At 69.1% G+C, this 16,723-nt stretch carries 16 protein-coding genes; 13 read left to right on the top strand and 3 right to left on the bottom strand.

Annotation, left to right across the window (positions count from 1 at the left end):
• Positions 1-29 precede the first annotated feature (29 nt).
• Genes IAI54_RS13525 through IAI54_RS13515 form a run of 3 tightly spaced genes read right to left on the bottom strand, consistent with a single transcriptional unit; the run spans position 30 to position 2,589 of the window.
• Positions 30-467 carry a VOC family protein gene (locus IAI54_RS13525; RefSeq protein ID WP_187972834.1) on the bottom strand — a complete coding sequence of 146 codons (438 nt, stop codon included), beginning with the start codon at positions 465-467 and terminating at the stop codon, positions 30-32.
• Positions 464-1,213, bottom strand: coding sequence for a FadR/GntR family transcriptional regulator (locus IAI54_RS13520; RefSeq protein WP_187972833.1), 750 nt, complete (start codon positions 1,211-1,213; stop codon positions 464-466). Before IAI54_RS13520 ends, IAI54_RS13525 begins: the two co-directional genes overlap by 4 nt.
• Positions 1,210-2,589 (bottom strand): FAD-binding oxidoreductase, encoded by a 1,380-nt coding sequence (locus tag IAI54_RS13515; RefSeq protein WP_235679354.1) that lies wholly within the window; start codon positions 2,587-2,589, stop codon positions 1,210-1,212. Before IAI54_RS13515 ends, IAI54_RS13520 begins: the two co-directional genes overlap by 4 nt.
• A gap of 259 nt (positions 2,590-2,848) precedes the next feature.
• Between IAI54_RS13515 and IAI54_RS13510 the strand changes: the two genes are divergently transcribed.
• The 13 genes from IAI54_RS13510 (at position 2,849) to ctaD (ending at position 16,723) form a co-directional block, all read left to right on the top strand.
• On the top strand, positions 2,849-3,475 hold the full coding sequence (locus tag IAI54_RS13510) for a TetR family transcriptional regulator (RefSeq protein WP_187972832.1): 627 nt from the start codon (positions 2,849-2,851) through the stop codon (positions 3,473-3,475).
• Between the two features lie 109 nt (positions 3,476-3,584).
• Positions 3,585-4,724 (top strand): ABC transporter ATP-binding protein, encoded by a 1,140-nt coding sequence (locus IAI54_RS13505; RefSeq protein ID WP_187972831.1) that lies wholly within the window; start codon positions 3,585-3,587, stop codon positions 4,722-4,724.
• On the top strand, positions 4,694-5,542 hold the full coding sequence (locus IAI54_RS13500) for a metallophosphoesterase (protein ID WP_187972830.1): 849 nt from the start codon (positions 4,694-4,696) through the stop codon (positions 5,540-5,542). The genes IAI54_RS13505 and IAI54_RS13500 overlap by 31 nt, the downstream gene beginning before the upstream one ends.
• Positions 5,543-5,570: 28 nt before the next feature.
• Entirely contained in the window at positions 5,571-6,872 is a 1,302-nt protein-coding gene (locus IAI54_RS13495; RefSeq protein WP_187972829.1) for an ABC transporter substrate-binding protein, read from the top strand.
• A 64-nt stretch (positions 6,873-6,936) separates the two neighbouring features.
• Complete coding sequence (locus IAI54_RS13490; protein ID WP_187972828.1) at positions 6,937-7,872, top strand: carbohydrate ABC transporter permease; 936 nt, start codon at positions 6,937-6,939, stop codon at positions 7,870-7,872.
• Entirely contained in the window at positions 7,862-8,680 is an 819-nt protein-coding gene (locus IAI54_RS13485; RefSeq protein WP_187972827.1) for a carbohydrate ABC transporter permease, read from the top strand. The genes IAI54_RS13490 and IAI54_RS13485 overlap by 11 nt, the downstream gene beginning before the upstream one ends.
• On the top strand, positions 8,681-9,445 hold the full coding sequence (locus IAI54_RS13480) for a tyrosine-protein phosphatase (protein ID WP_187972826.1): 765 nt from the start codon (positions 8,681-8,683) through the stop codon (positions 9,443-9,445).
• A 185-nt stretch (positions 9,446-9,630) separates the two neighbouring features.
• Positions 9,631-10,248 carry a flavodoxin family protein gene (locus IAI54_RS13475; RefSeq protein WP_187972825.1) on the top strand — a complete coding sequence of 206 codons (618 nt, stop codon included), beginning with the start codon at positions 9,631-9,633 and terminating at the stop codon, positions 10,246-10,248.
• Between the two features lie 164 nt (positions 10,249-10,412).
• Entirely contained in the window at positions 10,413-10,958 is a 546-nt protein-coding gene (locus IAI54_RS13470) for a cytochrome c oxidase assembly protein (RefSeq protein WP_187972824.1), read from the top strand.
• Between the two features lie 2 nt (positions 10,959-10,960).
• A complete protein-coding gene (locus IAI54_RS13465) occupies positions 10,961-12,133 on the top strand; it encodes a c-type cytochrome (protein ID WP_187972823.1) in 1,173 nt (390 codons plus the stop codon).
• Positions 12,130-13,113, top strand: a complete 984-nt coding sequence (locus tag IAI54_RS13460; protein WP_187972822.1) for a cytochrome c oxidase subunit II — start codon at positions 12,130-12,132, stop codon at positions 13,111-13,113. Before IAI54_RS13465 ends, IAI54_RS13460 begins: the two co-directional genes overlap by 4 nt.
• Before the next feature lie 2 nt (positions 13,114-13,115).
• Positions 13,116-14,186, top strand: a complete 1,071-nt coding sequence (locus tag IAI54_RS13455) for a sodium:calcium antiporter (RefSeq protein WP_187972821.1) — start codon at positions 13,116-13,118, stop codon at positions 14,184-14,186.
• Positions 14,183-16,723, top strand: coding sequence for a cytochrome c oxidase subunit I (ctaD, locus tag IAI54_RS13450; protein ID WP_187972820.1), 2,541 nt, complete (start codon positions 14,183-14,185; stop codon positions 16,721-16,723). The genes IAI54_RS13455 and ctaD overlap by 4 nt, the downstream gene beginning before the upstream one ends.

The following is a 16,723-nucleotide window of genomic DNA, read 5'->3' as shown; positions in this document are numbered from 1 at the left end:
CGCCGGTCCCATTCCCGGCGCGGATCAGGTCACGGCTGTTCGTCGTGATAGTCGCCGGGGCCGCCGTCGAGCCAGGCGTAGAGTTCCCAGAGCGTGCCGTCGGGATCGGTGAAATAGGCGCAGCGCGCGTTCCAGACGTAGTCCGCCGGCGGGCCCTGGAAGGGCACGCCCTTCGCCGACAGCGCGGCATGGACCCGGTCGATTTCGGCCGGCGCGTCGAGCCTCACCGCCACGCAGGCCTTGTGCGCCGCCCGCGGCGCGCGGACGTCCGAGACCCCGGTGTGGCGGCTGATGTGACCGATCTCCCAGGCCGCCAGCGTGACGCCCTCGCCGTGGAAATCGGCGAAGCCCTCCGCCCGGCGGCGCAGCCGGAAGCCGAGCCTGTCGACATAGAAATCGACGGTGCGCTGAATGTCCTCCACCAGGAGGCAGATGTCGGAGATGCGGTGCTCCGTCCCGAAGGTCATGGCTTTGTCTCCCCGGCTTTCTCGCCGTTCCTGGTGTTCTTCAGGCTCACCCCGACGCGCTCGGCGGCGCCGATGATGTGGGCGCGCATGGCCTGCGCGGCGGCGTCCGCGTCGCCGGCCACCAGCGCCTCGTAGATCAGCACGTGCTCGCCGACATTGACGTCGACCAGATCGTGCAGCGGGTTGACCGCGCGGGCGTAGTGGATCGAACGGCGGATCTGCTCGCAGATGAAGGCGATGAAGGTGTGGATGTAGCCGTTGCCGGTCGCCCGCGCGATCTCGCGGTGGAAGGCCAGATCCGCCTCGATGCTGCCGTCCTCCCAGCGTTCCTCGCCGCCCATGCGGTCGAGCGCGGTCTTGATGGCGACGAGGTGCTCGGGCGTGCGTCGCTCGGCCGCCAGCGCCGCCGCCTCCGCCTCCAGGATGCAGCGCAGCTCGAACAGCCGCTCCATGTTGTCGCCGTCCTTCAGCGCATCGCGGTCGATGCGGATGGCGGCGCGCTGCTCGGGCGCCAGCACGAAGGCGCCGACGCCCTGGCGCGCCTCGATCACGCCGTCGGCACGCAGCTGGGCCACGGCCTCGCGCACGACATTGCGGCTGACGCCGAAGCGGTCCGCCAGCTGCTGTTCGGTCGGCAGGCGGTGCCCGGGCTGGAACCCGCCCTCCTCGATCTCGCGCGAGAGGAGTGCCGCCACCCGCCCGGGAAGCGCCTCGAATGTGCCGATGCTGCTCGATCGTTCTCTCATGCCTGCTCCTTCCCGGCCGGGATGAGACATCCCGGGTTCATCAGGTCCTGCGGATCGAGCGCGTCCTTTACCGCGCGCATCGTCCGTCGCTCCACCGCGCCCAGCCCGGCCCAGAAGGCCTCCGTGCGTGCGCGGCCGATGCCGTGTTCGGCGCTGATCGAGCCGTGGAACGCCTCGACGATCGCAAAGAGACCGTCGGTGATCCGCCGCCCATGCGCCTGCGCCTGCGCGCGCGGCATGTCGGCCGGCGGGAGGAGATTGAAATGGATGTTGCCGTCGCCGGCATGGCCGTAGACCTGCGGCATCCAGTCGGGCCAGTCGCGGGCGGCGAAGGCGCGCGCCGCCGTAACGAAGGCCGGCACGTCGCCCAGCCGCACCGAGACGTCGCTGCGCACGTGGTAGCCGCGCCGCGCCTGGCCTTCCACGAGGCCTTCGCGAATGGCCCAGAAGCGTCGTGCCTGGGCCTGGCTCTGCGCCACCACGGCGTCGCCGACGAGGCCCTGCGCGATCATGTCGGCCAGGAAGCCCTCCAGCAGCGCGCGGCCGTCCATGCGCCTGCCGCAGGACAGCTCGATCAGCACGTGGACGGGGAAGGCCGACGAGACGGGCGCCATCATGGCGTCGTCGATCAGCCGGGCGAGCGGCAGGCATTCCGTGCCGATGATCTCGAAGGCGGTGACGAGTTCGGAGAGGTCGCCGCGCGCCAGGGCGCTGATCGCCATGGCGTCCGCGATGGAGCCGACGCCGAGATAGGCGGTCTCGATCGTCGCCGGTTTCGGATGCAGCCTGAGGCAGAGCCCGGTGACGATGCCGAGCGTGCCCTCCGAGCCGATGAAGAGCTGCTTCAGGTCGTAGCCGCGATTGTCCTTGCGCAGGCCGCGCATGGCGCTCCACAGCGAGCCGTCGGGCAGCACGGCCTCCAGCCCGAGGATCAGGTCGCGCGCCATGCCGAAGCGCAGCACGTTGACGCCGCCCGCATTGGTCGCCGCATTGCCGCCGACCTGGCAGCTGCCCTGGGCGCCCAGCGCGAGCGGGAACTGCAGGCCGATGGCGTCCGCGGCGTCCCGTGCCGTCTGCAGCGTGCAGCCGGCGTCGAGGTCGAGCGTCGCATTGGCGGCGTCGGCGCGGCGGATGGCGTTCAGCCGCGACAGGCTGACGATCACCATGGCTCGGCCGGAGGCGGGCGGAAAGGCACCGCCGACCAGCCCCGAATTGCCGCCCTGCGGGACGATGGCGATCCCGTGCCGGCGGCAGATGTCGACGCAGGCCTGAACCTCTCGGACGGATCCGGGCCTCGCCACCGCGACGGCATCCCCCGTCCAGTCGCCCGACCAGTCCGTGAGGAAGCCCGCCTTGTCCTCTGGCCGGAGGAGCACGGCGGATTCGCCCAGAGCGCCGACGAGATCGGTGCTGAGGCTTTCCGCGGCAGGGATGGCGGGTGAGGCGAGCAGAGGAAATCCTCCCGTAACGTAATCATATCATACTGTCATCCTACAACTTAGCAAGCGGTTTCCGTCGGGGCAGACGCCTGCGGCGTCCATTGCCCTGGCACGCCCGGGAGATTTCCCCCGCGGTCATCCAGCCGTCGCCGAGCCGGCGTAGGCTCGCGCCTCGCTCGACTTCCGGGAGCCCGCCATGAACCACACGACCGTGCGTCTGCTCGATGCCTGCGAGCGGCTGCTCTGCGAGGTCGACTGCGTCGACGACCTGACCGTCCGGCGGCTGGCGAGCGAGGCGGGAACGACGCCGTCCTCGGTGAGCTATCATTTCGGGTCGCAGGAGCGCCTGATCGTGGCGACTGCCGAGCGTGTCTACCGGCGGCTGAACCAGGAGCGCATGAATCTCCTGAACCGGGCGGTGCAGAAGCGCCATCCGGAGCCGCCCGCGCTCGAGGAGGTGATCGCGGCGCTGGTCGGCCCCTCCGTGCGCTGGAGCCTCGACGACGGTTCGCAGTACCGCGTGCTGGCGCATTTCAACGCGATGTCGCAGCGCAGCCGCGATCCCGAGATCTACCGGGCGATCATCGAGGGCGTCGAGCATCACAAGGTCTTCATGGCCTATCTGCGCCAGCTCGCGCCCTGGCTCGACGACGCCGCGATCGGCTGGCGCATGAGCTGTGCGCTCGGCATCCGCTCGCAGGTGACGCGCAGCCGGGTGCGCAACGAGGTCCTGACCGGCCATGCCATCGACTTCTCCGATCCGGAGGAGGTGATCGCGCGGATCGTCGAGGTGGTGGTGCCGATGTTCCTCCGTCCAGGCTGACCGGCGCACCAGGGCGCAGCGGCGGATTTCGAACGCTGTTTGAAACCCGTCATGCTGCCGATACGCCACGCGCCTACCCAAGCCCCGAAGCAATGCAACGGGCGACCCCATGGCCTCGATCGACATCCGAGACGTTCACAAGCTCTACGGCAGGACGCCGGCGGTGCGCGGACTGGACCTTGCCGTCGAGGACGGCAGTTTCCTGGTCATCCTCGGGCCGTCGGGATGCGGCAAGTCCACGCTGCTGCGGATGATCGCCGGGCTGGAGGACATCACCGCGGGCACGATCGCGTTCGACGGCCGCGTCGTCAACGACGTCGAGCCGGGCCGGCGCGGCTGCGCCATGGTGTTCCAGAACTACGCGCTCTACCCGCACATGACGGTGGCCGAGAACATCGGCTACGCGCTCAAGGTCGCGCGGGTGCCGAAGGCCGAGCGCAAGGAGCGGATCGGCCGGGTGGCGGCGATGCTGGGGCTCGGCGACCTTCTCGATCGCAAGCCCTCGCAGCTTTCGGGCGGGCAGCGCCAGCGGGTGGCGATGGGCCGCGCCATGGTGCGCCAGCCCGGCATCTTCCTCTTCGACGAACCGCTGTCGAACCTCGACGCCAAGCTCAGGATCCAGATGCGGCTCGAGATCAAGCGGCTGCACCGCGAGCTGAAGACCACCAGCGTCTTCGTCACCCACGACCAGGTCGAGGCGATGACGCTCGCCGACACGCTGGTCGTCATGAACCAGGGCGTGATCGAGCAGGTCGGCACGCCGGCCGAGGTGTTCCGGCGGCCGACGAGCCGGTTCGTGGCCAATTTCCTCGGCTCGCCGCCGATGAACTTCCTTCCCGCCGAAATCGACCGGCGGGGCAGGGCGGTGCTGGCGGGCGGGCACATGCCCTGGCCCGACCTGGTCTTCGAGCTCGCCGCGGGAACGGCGGTCGAGATCGGCCTGCGGCCGGGCGACCTGAGGCCGGTCGCCGGCAAGGCGGCCGACGGCGCCATCCCCTTCGAACCCGACATCTTGGAAGACCTCGGCAGCGAGCTGCACTGGCACGGCACCGTCGAGGGCAGCGCCGTCGCGGTCGCGCTGCCTGCCGCGACCGCCATCCCGACCGGTCCCGTCGGCCTGAGGGCCTCGCCGTCGGCCGTCCACGCCTTTCTCGGCGACGGCAAGCGCGTCGAGCCCGCCGTATCCCTCGCGACATCCAAACCCACCGGAGAAGCCCCATGGCGCGCGACGTCACTTTCGTACACCTGACCGACCTCCACATCGGCGACCCGTCGCAGGACACGCACCTGTTCTCGGACACGCGCTCGACGCTCTCCGAAATCGTGCGGCTGGTCGGCACCATCCAGCCGAGGCCGAGCTTCGTCGTGGCGAGCGGCGACCTGTCCAACCGCGGCGACCCGGAAAGCTACGCCGTGCTGAAGGACCTGATGGCGGGCCTCGACTTGCCGGTCGTCTACGCGCTCGGCAACCACGACACCCGCGAAGGCTTCTACCGCGGCATGCTCGGCCGCGCGGACGATCTCGCCCAGCCCTACGACCATGACGCCGTCATCGACGGCATCCATGTCGTCACGCTCGATTCCAGCACGCCCGGCTTCATCGGCGGCTCGATCGAGGAGGCCCAGTTCGCCTGGCTGGCCGAGACGCTCGACCGTCATCCCGACCTGCCGAAGCTGATCGTCTCGCATCATCCGCCGGCACTCGGCGACGCGCCGGACTGGGCGCACTGGCGCACGATCCACTTCGACCAGTCGCAGCGGCTCGCCACGCTGCTGAGGGGCCGCAACGTGATCGGCATCCTGTCGGGCCACATCCACCACGACCGGGTCTCGTCCTGGCACGGCATCCCGGTCGTGGTCGGCATGGGCCAGCACGCGGCCACCGACATCCTGCGCAGCGACGTGCTGCGCATGGTGCGCGGCGCCTCCTTCGCCATCGGCACGATCCGCCGCAGCGGACTGACGGTGGCCTTCGTGCCGCTGCCGGCCGACCGCGCCGAGCTCAACGTTTATCCGCTGGATCTGATGCTCCAGCGCGCCGCGCCCGTACAGGCCGCGGCCGAGTGATCCTCCCCCGACCCGAAAGGAATTTTCCATGATCCGCAGACATTTCCTGGCGCTCGCGCTGACCACCGGCCTGATGGCCGGAGGCTTCGCTCCGGCTGCGCAGGCGCAGATGGCGCCGTCCGTCGACCAGCCGGTGACCATCACCTTCTACAACTACAACCTCGCCTCGGCCGGCATCGGCCGGGAAGCCACGCTCGACCTGATCGCCCGCTTCGAGGCGGCCAATCCGAACATCAAGGTCGAGCCGATCGCGGCACCCTCCAACGAAGTGCTGTCGCGCGTCCAGGCCGACATGGTGGCCGGCCTCGACGTCGACGTCGCCCAGCTCGTCTTCCGCGACCTGATCTACGCCGCCGAGCAGCTCGGCGCGCAGCCGCTGGAGGATCTCGCGGGCGAGGAACTCGCCGCCCATGCCGCCGGCTTCGTTCCCAACGGCCTGGCGCTCGGCGCGGTGGACGGCAAGACCTACGGGCTGGCCTACGTGTTCTCGACGCCGGTCATGTTCATCAACCGCGACCTGTTCCGCGCCGCCGGTCTCGATCCGGACCAGCCGCCGCGCACCTGGGACGAGGTGAAGGCGGCCGGCATGGCGATCGCGCAGAAGACCGGCAAGCACGGCTTCTTCCCCGGCGCCTACGGGCCGACCGACGGCACCTTCGTCTATCAGGCGATCGTCATCTCGAACGGCGGCAAGGTGCGCGAGGGCAACAGGCTCACCTTCGCCGACAAGGACCAGGCCGATGCGGTGGCCATGCTGCGCGACCTGATGGATTCGGGCGCCCATGCCCGCATCGACGTCGGCGCGCATCTCGACACCTTCCAGTCGGGCAATCTCGGCATGTTCCTCTACACCTCGGCCATCCTGAACCGCGTCGAGACGGCTGCGGCGGGCAAGTTCGAGGTCGGGCTGGCGCCGATGCCGTCCTTCGGCGACAAGCCGACCGCGCCGACCAATTCCGGCTCGGCCATCTTCATGTTCTCGCAGGACCCGGTGAAGCAGCGCGCGGCCTGGGAGCTGATGAAGTTCCTGACCTCGGACGAGGCCTATTCGATCATCACGTCGAAGATCGGCTACCTGCCGCTGCGCCTCTCCACGCTGGACGATCCGCGCTACCTCAAGGACTGGTATGCGGCCAATCCGAAGTACAAGGCCAATGTCGAGCAGCTGTCGCGGCTGACGGCGAACGTCGCCTTCCCCGGACCGAACTACCGGCAGGTCGAAAACATGATGAAGGACGCCATGACCGAGGCCGTCTTCGGCAGCGGCGATCCGCGTGTGGTTCTCAAGACCGCGCAGGACACCGCCCAGCCGCTGATGCCGCAGGACTGACCAGGAATCCAGGGTGCGCCGGGGCGGTCGCCCCCGCCCCGGCGCGCGCGTTCAGGAGATCCCGATGACCGACGCGACGATCACCGGCGCCCATGTCGCGCCGCGCGGCCTGCCGCGCCTGCGGCTCTCGGCCGCCGAACCCTGGCTCTATCTCGCGCCCGCGCTCGTGGTCGTGGCGGTGTGGACCTACGTGCCGCTGCTGCAGGCCTTCGAACTGTCCTTCTACCAGTGGAACATGCTGCCGCGGTCGACGCCGCGCTTCGTCGGCCTCGACAACTACCGCAACCTCCTGTCCCTGCCGGACATGCGCCAGGCGGTGGTCAACACCGTGATCTACACGATCGGCCTGCTGCCGCTGTCGGTCGGCGTCCCGCTGGCGGTCGCGCTGCTCACCGGCAACCTGGGCGGGCGGCTGCGCAATCTCTACCGGGCGCTGATCTTCGTGCCGATGATCGTGGCGCCGATCGTCGCCGCCATCCTCTGGCGCTGGCTGCTCAACGAGGACCACGGTCTGGTCAACGCCTGGCTCGCCGGGCTCGGCCTCGGCAAGGTCGGCTTCCTCAGCGATCCCGACGTCGCGCTCTGGACGCTGGTCTGGATCACCGGCTGGAAGCTGATCGGCTTTTCCACGCTGCTCTTCGCCGCCGCCGACAGCGCTATCAGCCCGAGCTACGTGGAGGCGGCGCGCATGGACGGGGCGAGCCCCTGGCAGATCGTGCGCGACATCCGGCTGCCGCTGATGTCGCCGACGATCCTGCTGATCACCATGATGACCATCCTGTTCGGCGCGCAATGGAGCTTCGTCTACATCAACGCGCTCACCGGCGGCGGGCCGCTGCGCTCCACCACCAACGTCTATCACGTCATGTGGGAATACGGTTTCAAGACCATGGCGGCCGGCTGGAGCACGGCGGCGGGCATGCTCGTCTTTGCCGTCTTCGGGCTGATCGCGATCGGCTGTCTCGCCCTCATGCGGAGGTTCGCGGTCTATGACGAATAGGACGAATCCCGGGCGCATCGCCGCCCACGGCGTGATGGTCGCGCTGTCGTTTCTGGCCATCTTCCCGGTCTACTGGATGATCCAGACCTCGTTCCGCTCCGAGAACGAGATCTTTTCGGGCGGGCTGTTCCCCGCCGCGCCGACGCTGAAGAACTATGCCGACGTGCTCGCCGCGATGCCGATGCTGCGCATCCTGGCCAACACCGCCCTCATGGCCGGCGCCACCACGCTGGCGCAGGTCGCCACCGGCCTGCTCGCCGCCTGGGCGCTGGTGCGCTGGCGCTTTCCGGGCGGAGCACTCGCACGCTCGCTGATCGCGCTGTCCTGGCTGGTGCCGTTCCAGGTGGTGATGATCCCGAACTACGTGCTGGCGAGCCGGCTCGGCCTGCTCGACACGGTGGCCGGGCTGGTCATCCCGAACGCTGCCGCCGCCTTCTCCGTGCTCGTGCTCTACAACGCCATGCGCGGCTTCCCGCGCGAGGTGGTGGAGGCGGCGCGGATGGACGGCGCGGGCTCCTTGCGCATCCTCGCCGAGGTGGTGCTGCCGAACCTGCGGGCGCCGCTGGCGTCCGTCTCGATCCTGTGCTTCATCTCGGCCTGGAACGAATATTTCTGGCCGCTGCTCCTGATCCGCCGCATGGAGAATTCGGTCGTCCAGATCGGACTGCAGTTCTTCATGACGCAGGAAGGCAACGACTGGGGGCCGCTGATGGCCGCCGCCACGCTTGCCTCCCTGCCCATCCTCGCGCTCTACCTGGTCCTGCAGCGACAGGTGGTCGACTCCTTCATGAAATCGGGAATCCGCTGAATGACCGGGACTTTCGAACGTCACATCCGCCTCGAAGGGGCTTTCAACGTTCGCGACCTCGGCGGCTATGCGCTTCCCGGCGGCGGAGCCACGCGCTGGCGTTCGGTTCTGCGGGCGGACGGGCTGCAGGGCCTGACGGAGGGGGACGTCGGCACGCTGCTGGAAGCCGGCCTGGCGACGGTCGTCGACCTGCGCAGCGATCTCGAACTCCAGCGGCATCCGAGCGTCTTCGCCGGGCATCGGGCCGTCGAGTACCGGCACATCCCGCTGTTCGACAGCCTCGCCCCGGTCGATACGCTGCTGTCGTCGCAGCCGTCGTTCAGCCTCGCGGAACGGTACGTCAGCGCGGTCGAGATCTGCGGGCCGGCGCTTGCGAAGGTCGCGGCGGCGATCGCCGAGGCTGACGCAGGCGTCGTCCTGTTCAACTGCACGGCCGGCAAGGACCGGACGGGCATCGTCGCGGCCATGCTGCTCGGTCTCGCCGGCGTCGCCGACGACGACATCGTGCAGGACTATGCGCTCACCGCCAGCACCGCCGCCGTGCTGATGGACAGCCTGCGCAAGGCCGCCCGGTCGCGCGGCCTGAGCGAGACGGCGGCATCGATCCTGCTGTCCAGCGAAGCGCGGACGATGCAGGCCTTCCTGGCCCATGTCTCGGATCGCCATGGCGGCTTCGCCTCCTATCTGTCGCGCGCGGGCGTGTCGGACCCTCATCTCGACCGGCTGGTCGACCGGCTGGTGGCGCGGGCGCACGTGACTTTCTGAGCATCGGAACTCCGAGAGCCCGCGTGCTGCAGGAACATTGCGGCAGCGAGCCTGTTCACCCTGCAGTCCGCCGCCGTGCCTGCGGGGAGCGGTGGCATCGCCCCATCGTCGGTGACGACGGGCGCTGCGCCGCCGGGCGGGTCCGCCGCCACCTATCCACCGAACATGTCTCGAGGAGATCTTTCATGGCCGACACGCTCAAAGCCTTCGCATTGAACTGCAGCCTGAAATCCGGTGGCGACGCCGAAAGCTCGTCCACGGACAAGATGGTGGCGGACCTGTTTGCGGAGCTGGCCGCCGTCGGCGTGGAGGGCGAAGTGGTTCGAGCGGTCGACGCCTCCATTCTCCCCGGTGTCCTGTCGGACATGGGGCCGGGCGACGGCTGGCCCCGGCTGCGCCAGAAGATCGTCGAGAGCGACATCTTCATCCTGGCGACCCCGATCTGGCTCGGCCAGCCTTCGTCCGTCGCCAAGCGCGTGCTCGAGCGCCTGGATGCATTCCTCGGCGAGACCGACGACAAGGGGCGCATGCCCGCCACCGGCAAGGTCGCGCTCGTGGCCGTCGTCGGCAACGAGGACGGTGCCCATGCCAGTCACGCGGCCTGCTTCCAGGCACTCGACGACGTCGGCTTCACGATCCCGGCCAATGCCGGCTGCTACTGGGTGGGAGAAGCGATGCAGTCGAAGGACTACAAGGACCTCGAGGAGATTCCGGATCCCGTCGCCTCGGCTCTGAAGATGGCGGCCTCCGGCGCGGCGCATCTCGCCCGGCTGCTGAAGGCGAATCCCTATCCGGGAACCTGACCGCGCCGGCGATCCCCTGATCCGGCGCCGGCCGACAATGACGATCGGAGCGGCCGGGAAACGTCCGGGGGCACGAGGCCGCCGAGGCTCGAGCAGCAGCAGGTGAGACAGCAGGAACAATCCTGCCGTCCGGTTGTTTGGCCTCGCATGAGGGAGCAGCCTGCATGCTGACCGCGCACCTCGTCGTGCTGGCGGTGCTGACGAACGTCTTGGCGCCGCTCGGAATCCTGGGCTGGCGTATGGCAGGCGGGCCGCGGGCCGATGCCCCGGCGCTTGGATCTCCCGGTGCGGCGCTGCTTCTCGTTGCACTCGTCTGGGGCTGGCATGTCCCGGCCCTGCTGGGCGCGGCGCAGTCGTCGGTCCTGCTGTCGGCGGGCCTCTATGCAGCCGTGGCGCTGTCGGCCTGCCTGTTCTGGCACGCCGTCTTCGCCGATGCGGACATCCGTCCCTGGCGCTCGCTGGCCGCGGTCCTGTCGGGCATGAAGGCGTTCGGTCTCCTCGGCGTGCTGCTCGTGCTTGCTCCGCGGCCACTCTACGGCCCTCCGGTCGTGGCGGAAGCCGGTGCAGCCGGGCAGTGGGACCAGAACATCGGCGGGCTGCTCTTCATGGCGATCTCGGCGCTCGGTTTCCTCGTCGCGGCCGTGGTCATCGTCACCCGGGTGATGGCGCGGGTCGAGGGCCGGCCGGGCTGGACCGGAGGTCTTCCCTGACCATGTGGATCCCGAAGAACCTCCGCTTCCGGCGCGCGCTGTTCTGGTTCGTGGTCTTCGCTGCCGTCGGCGTCGGCGGTTTCCTCGTCTTCATGTTCTCCGGCATCTACAACGTCGCTGCGTCGGTGCAGCACTTCGACGTCACCAACCACGTCATCAAGATCGTCCTCAGGCGGTCCATCCAGACCCACAGCGGCGTGGATTCCGTGCCCGCCCTCGACGATCCGGGCCTCGTGCGGCTGGGCGCCAACCACTACCGGATCGGCTGCGCGCCCTGTCACGGCAGCCCGGCCTCCCCGGGTTCCGCCGTCGTGGCGCGGATGTACCCCGCGCCGCCGCCGCTGACGCATGCGCGCGACGATTGGAGTTCGGAAGACCTGCACTGGATCGTCCGCAACGGCCTGAAGTTCACCGGCATGCCGGCCTGGCCCGGCGCGGGACGCACCACCGAGGTCTGGCCCCTCGTCGCCTTCATCGAGGCGCTGCCCGACATGTCGCCCTCGGAGTACGGTGCGCTGATTGCTTCGCCCGACACCCGGGGTGCGGCCGGTCTCGATCTGGGGAGCGGCGATGGCGCGAAACACTCGCTCGCAGCCGCGGCTGCCCGTTGCGCGGCCTGCCATGGGGCAGGCGGGGCCGAACCGGTCGACGGTCTCGTCCCCGCGCTTGCGGGCCAGAAGGCGGATTACCTGGCGCGCGCCTTGACGGAGTATCGCGACGACGTCCGCCAGAGCGGGATCATGGAGCCGGTCGCCCATGATCTCGACGACGCGGCCATCCGCGCGCTTGCGCAGCACTACGCCGACGCCGGCCGGACGGGGAACGGCGCCGCGGCTGTGCCGGCCGCGCCGGCTGCAATGGGGGACGCCGAACGCGGGCGCAGGATCGTCGAGGTCGGGCTTCCGCAGGCGCGCGTGGCGCCCTGCGGTTCGTGTCACGGCGCCAGCCGGTCGAGCCAGTTCCCGCGGATCGACGGACTGTCCTTCGCCTACATCGTCACGCAACTGGAACTCTTCCGCACCGGCGTGCGCGCGGCATCGCCCTATGCCGCCATCATGGCGAACGTCGCCGGCCATCTCGACGAGACCATGATGAAGGACGTCGCGGCCTATCTCGCCGCACGCCCGACCGAGCCGCGGCAACCGGCGCCGGCCCGACCGGAGGCGGCACGATGAGACGGCGCCTCCTTCTCGTCGCCGCAGCACTGGCGCTGACGGGCTGCGCCGGGGTCCAGTCCGCGCTTTCGCCGGCGGGCGCGGAGGCGGTGGAGATCGATCCGCTGTTCTGGACGGTGACCGGCATCAGCGCGCTCGTCACCGGCCTCGTCACGATCCTGCTGGCGGTGGCGATCTTCGGCCCGCCCGCCTGGCGCGCGCGGCTGTCGGGCGGCTGGATCGTCTGGGGCGGCGGCATCGTCTTCCCGGTCGTCGTCCTGTCGGGACTGTTCGTCTACGGCCTGATTGTGCTGCAGGCCGGCGCCACGCGCGCCGCGACGGCCGCGGGGCCGGGCGTCACCATCATCGGCAAGCGCTGGTGGTGGGACGTCGTCTACACCACCCCGGACGGCCGCGAGATCCGCAGCGCCAACGAACTGCGCCTGCCGGTCGGTCGCGCCGTGGCGATCCGGCTCGAGTCCGACAACGTCATCCACAGCTTCTGGGCGCCGCGGCTGGCGGGCAAGCTCGACATGATTCCCGGTCGTACCAACGTGCTGACGCTGGAAGCGACGGAGCCCGGGGCGAGCCGCGGGCAGTGCGCCGAGTATTGCGGTGGGGCGCATGCGCTGATGGCGTTCTGGGTCGTGGCCCTGCCGCAGGACCAGTATGACGAATGGCTGGAGCGCGAGGCCGGCGATGCGCGCGAGCCGCAGACGAGCGTGGAGGCGCGCGGGCGGGACCTCTTCCTGGAGAACGGCTGCGGCGCCTGCCATGCGATCCGCGGCACCGGCGCCGAAGGCGTGCTCGGCCCGGACCTCACCCATGTCGGCGGGCGCCTGTCGCTCGCCGCTGCCGCACTGCCCAACACCCGCGCCGCCTTCGCCACCTGGCTGGTCGAGAACGGGCACATCAAGCCGGAGAACCTGATGCCGGAGTATCGCTACCTCGAACCGGACGAGGTCGACGCGATCTCGGCCTATCTGGAAAGCCTGGAGTAGGGATGCTCGATTTCGCCCGGCTCGGATTGACGATCAACATCCTGCTGTTCGGCGCGGGCGCCGTCGCGGTGTGGTTTTCCGGTGCCCGGCTGACCGGCTATGCCGACGCGATCAGCCGCAAGACCGGTCTCGGGCAGGCGGTGATCGGCATCGTCCTGCTCGCCGGCATCACGTCACTGCCGGAGATCGGCGTGACGGCCACGGCATCCCTGTCCGGCGACGCACAGCTGGCAGTCAACAACCTGTTCGGGTCGATCGCGCTGCAGGTCGCGCTGCTCGCCATCGTCGATCTCGTCATCGGCCGCGACGCGCTGACATCGGTCGTCCCCGACCCGACGGTGCTGCTGATGGGAACCCTGAACGTCGTGCTCATCACCTTCGCCGCGGCGGCGATGGTGGCGGGCGACGTTCCGTTCTTCGGCATCGGCCTGTGGGCCTGGGGCTGCCTCTTCGGTTACATCGCCGGCGTGTGGCTGCTGTCGAAGGCGCAGGGCAAGCGTCCCTGGCTTGCCGCCCGCGGCGGCCACATCGACGAGGATCTGATCGAGAAGCAGAAGCAGCGCGAGGAGGGAGCGGAAGAGGCAGCCGGTAGCCTCCGCACCCTGCTTCTGAAAACCGCCGGCGTCGCCGCCGTCATCCTCGTCGCGGGCTTCGTGCTGGCGCGCAGCGGCGACGCGATCGCGCAGGCGACCGGTCTCGGCCAGAGCTTCGTCGGCTTCGTGCTCGTGGCCTTCGCCACCTCGCTGCCCGAACTCAGCACCGCGCTGAGCGCCGCCAAGCTCGGCCTCTACACGATGGCGATCTCCGACATCCTTGGCACCAACATCATCAACGTCGCGCTGGTCTTCGTCGTCGACCTCCTCGACACCGACGCCGAGCCGGTGCTGAACCGGATGGACGACTTCGCCATCTTCGGCGCGTTGCTGGCCGTCGTGCTGACCGCCTTCTTCCTTGCCGGCATGACCGAGCGCCGCGACCGGTCGGTCCTGCGCATGGGCTACGATTCCATCCTCGTCATCGTCTTCTATCTCGGCGGCGTCGCCGTCCTCTACACCTTGCGAGCGGGCACATGACGGACGCCACCGAAAGGCACCTGCCGAACCCCGGCAACCGCGATCCGCAGGAGCTGGAGGACCTGAAGCGCATCTGGGCGATGCCGAAAGGGTTCCGGCTGCTGACGGCCGTCAACAACACGGTCATCGGACTGCTCTATATCGGCGTCGCCTTCCTGTTCTTCCTGATGGCGGGCGTGCTCGCGCTGGTCATGCGCACGCAGCTCGCCATGCCGGAGAACGACTTCATCGGCCAGGACCTCTACAACCAGATCTTCACCGTCCACGGCACGACGATGATGTTCCTCTTCGCCGTCCCGGCGGTGGAGGCGCTGGGGGTCATGCTGCTGCCGCAGATGCTGGCCGCCCGCGACCTGCCGTTCCCGCGGCTGTCGGCCTTCGCCATCTGGGCCTATGTCGTCGGCGGGCTCGTGTTCTTCTCGACCGTCTTCTACGACCTCGCGCCCAAGGGCGGCTGGTTCATGTACGCGCCGCTGACGCTGAAGGAGTATTCCCCCGGCGACAATGCCGACTTCTGGCTGCTGGGCATCGGCTTCATCGAGATCTCGGCGATCGCCGGCGCGATCGAGATCGTCGTCGGGGCGCTCAGGACACGGCCGCCCGGCATGTCGCTGGCCAGGATGCCGATCTTCGCCTGGGCGATGCTGATCTTCGCGGCGATGATCATGTTCGCATTCCCGGCGGTGATCCTGGGCACCATGCTGCTCGAGATCGAGCGCTCCTTCGGCTGGCCCTTCTTCACCGCCGACCAGGGCGGCGATCCGCTCCTGTGGCAGCACCTGTTCTGGTTCTTCGGCCATCCGGAGGTCTACATCATCTTCCTGCCGGCGGCCGGCCTCGTCTCGATGATCGTGCCGACGATGGCACAGCGCCCGCTGGTCGGCTACAATCTCATCGTCATCGCGCTGATCGCCACCGGCTTCTTCTCCTTCGGCCTGTGGGTGCATCATATGTTCACCACGGGCATTCCCTCGCTCAGCCTTGCCTTCTTCTCGGCCGCCTCGATGGCGGTGGCGATCCCGTCCGGCATCCAGATGTTCTCGTGGATCGCCACCATCGCGTCGAGCAAGGGGCGCCTGCGCATCACCACGCCCTCGCTCTTCGTGCTCGGCTTCCTGTTCATCTTCACCATCGGCGGGATGACCGGCATCATGGTGGCGCTCGTGCCGGTCGACTTCCAGGTGCACGACACCTATTTCGTCGTCGCCCATTTCCACTACGTGCTGGTGGGCGGGATGGTCTTCCCGCTGTTTGCGACCTTCTACTACTGGACGCCGATGGTGGCGAAGCGGCCGCTGTCCGAGCGGCTCGGCCGCTGGGTGTTCTGGCTGATGTTCATCGGCTTCAACGTCGCCTTCTTCCCCATGCACCTGACGGGACTGCGCGGCATGCCGCGGCGCGTCTGGACCTATCCGGCCGACGTCGGATGGGACTGGCTGAACCTGATCTCGACCGCCGGCGCCTACATCTTCGCCGCCGGCGTCGCGATCTTCGTGCTCGATCTCGTCCGCAACTTCCGGGCCGGCGAGGGCGGGCCGGACAATCCCTGGGGCGCGGGCACGCTGGAGTGGCTGCCCAACGACGTCTATTCGGCCCGCAGCGTTCCGCTGGTGACCAGCCGCGAGCCGCTCTGGGACAATCCGGACCTGCCGCGCGAGGTCCAGGAAGGGCGGCACTTCCTGCCCAATGCGCCGACCGGCGGCCGCGAGACGATCGTCACCTCGGCCATCGACGCCGAGCCGCAATACATCATCCAGATGCCCGGCCCCGGCTGGTCGCCCTTCATCGCCGCCGTCTTCACCGCAGCCTTCTTCCTGCTCCTCACCATCAAGGCGGTGACGATCGCGGTGGTCTGCGCGGTCGTGGCCATCGGCGCGATGCTCGTCTGGACCTGGGGGCTCGATCCCGGACCGGCAAAGGGCAAGGTGGACATCGGCGCCGGTCTCAGGCTGCCGACCTACATGTCCGGCCCGAGCTCGCATTCCTGGTGGGCGATGATCGTCCTCGTGCTGGTCGCGACCTCGCTCTACGTCGCCTACGTCTTTGCCTATCTCTATCTGTGGATCGTGTCGCCGGAGGTCTGGGCGCCCGCGGGGTCGCCCGCGCTGCCGTCGCTGGCCTGGCCGCTCGGCGGTGCCGCGCTCATCGTCGCGGGGACCGCCTCGATGTGGCTCGCGGGGCGGCTGCTGCCCGAACCCGGCGGCCGCTCGCTGGCGATGCCGCTGTTCAACGCCATCGGCGCGCTCTGCCTCGCCGGCGCGGTCGCGCTGGAGATCTGGGGGCACGTCCAGTCGGGCCTGCGCCCGGACGAGACTTCCTACGGCGCGATGGTCTACATGCAGAGCGTCGTCAACGGACAGATCGCCTTCGCGCTTTTGATCATGATCGGCTTCTCGGTGGCGCGCTCCTTCGCCGGGCTGCTCGACCGCGAGCGCCGGGTGAGCTTCGACAACGGGGCCGTGCTCTACTACTACGCCGCCGGGCAGGCGTTCTTCGGCCTTCTCCTCATCCACGGCTTCCCGCGCATGGTGGGCTGA

This window comes from Aquibium microcysteis (assembly GCF_014495845.1).
Classification (GTDB): Bacteria; Pseudomonadota; Alphaproteobacteria; order Rhizobiales; family Rhizobiaceae; genus Aquibium; species Aquibium microcysteis.
This window is presented reverse-complemented; position numbering and strand designations above follow the sequence as displayed.

What these genes read in the sequence shown, in the direction of transcription:
- IAI54_RS13525 (WP_187972834.1), bottom strand. Translation starts at nt 467, where the DNA reads ATGACCTTCGGGACGGAGCACCGCATCTCCGACATCTGCCTCCTGGTG.
- IAI54_RS13520 (WP_187972833.1), bottom strand. Translation starts at nt 1,213, where the DNA reads ATGAGAGAACGATCGAGCAGCATCGGCACATTCGAGGCGCTTCCCGGG.
- IAI54_RS13510 (WP_187972832.1), top strand. Translation starts at nt 2,849, where the DNA reads ATGAACCACACGACCGTGCGTCTGCTCGATGCCTGCGAGCGGCTGCTC.
- IAI54_RS13505 (WP_187972831.1), top strand. Translation starts at nt 3,585, where the DNA reads ATGGCCTCGATCGACATCCGAGACGTTCACAAGCTCTACGGCAGGACG.
- IAI54_RS13500 (WP_187972830.1), top strand. Translation starts at nt 4,694, where the DNA reads ATGGCGCGCGACGTCACTTTCGTACACCTGACCGACCTCCACATCGGC.
- IAI54_RS13495 (WP_187972829.1), top strand. Translation starts at nt 5,571, where the DNA reads ATGATCCGCAGACATTTCCTGGCGCTCGCGCTGACCACCGGCCTGATG.
- IAI54_RS13490 (WP_187972828.1), top strand. Translation starts at nt 6,937, where the DNA reads ATGACCGACGCGACGATCACCGGCGCCCATGTCGCGCCGCGCGGCCTG.
- IAI54_RS13485 (WP_187972827.1), top strand. Translation starts at nt 7,862, where the DNA reads ATGACGAATAGGACGAATCCCGGGCGCATCGCCGCCCACGGCGTGATG.
- IAI54_RS13480 (WP_187972826.1), top strand. Translation starts at nt 8,681, where the DNA reads ATGACCGGGACTTTCGAACGTCACATCCGCCTCGAAGGGGCTTTCAAC.
- IAI54_RS13475 (WP_187972825.1), top strand. Translation starts at nt 9,631, where the DNA reads ATGGCCGACACGCTCAAAGCCTTCGCATTGAACTGCAGCCTGAAATCC.
- IAI54_RS13470 (WP_187972824.1), top strand. Translation starts at nt 10,413, where the DNA reads ATGCTGACCGCGCACCTCGTCGTGCTGGCGGTGCTGACGAACGTCTTG.
- IAI54_RS13465 (WP_187972823.1), top strand. Translation starts at nt 10,961, where the DNA reads ATGTGGATCCCGAAGAACCTCCGCTTCCGGCGCGCGCTGTTCTGGTTC.
- IAI54_RS13460 (WP_187972822.1), top strand. Translation starts at nt 12,130, where the DNA reads ATGAGACGGCGCCTCCTTCTCGTCGCCGCAGCACTGGCGCTGACGGGC.
- IAI54_RS13455 (WP_187972821.1), top strand. Translation starts at nt 13,116, where the DNA reads ATGCTCGATTTCGCCCGGCTCGGATTGACGATCAACATCCTGCTGTTC.
- ctaD (WP_187972820.1), top strand. Translation starts at nt 14,183, where the DNA reads ATGACGGACGCCACCGAAAGGCACCTGCCGAACCCCGGCAACCGCGAT.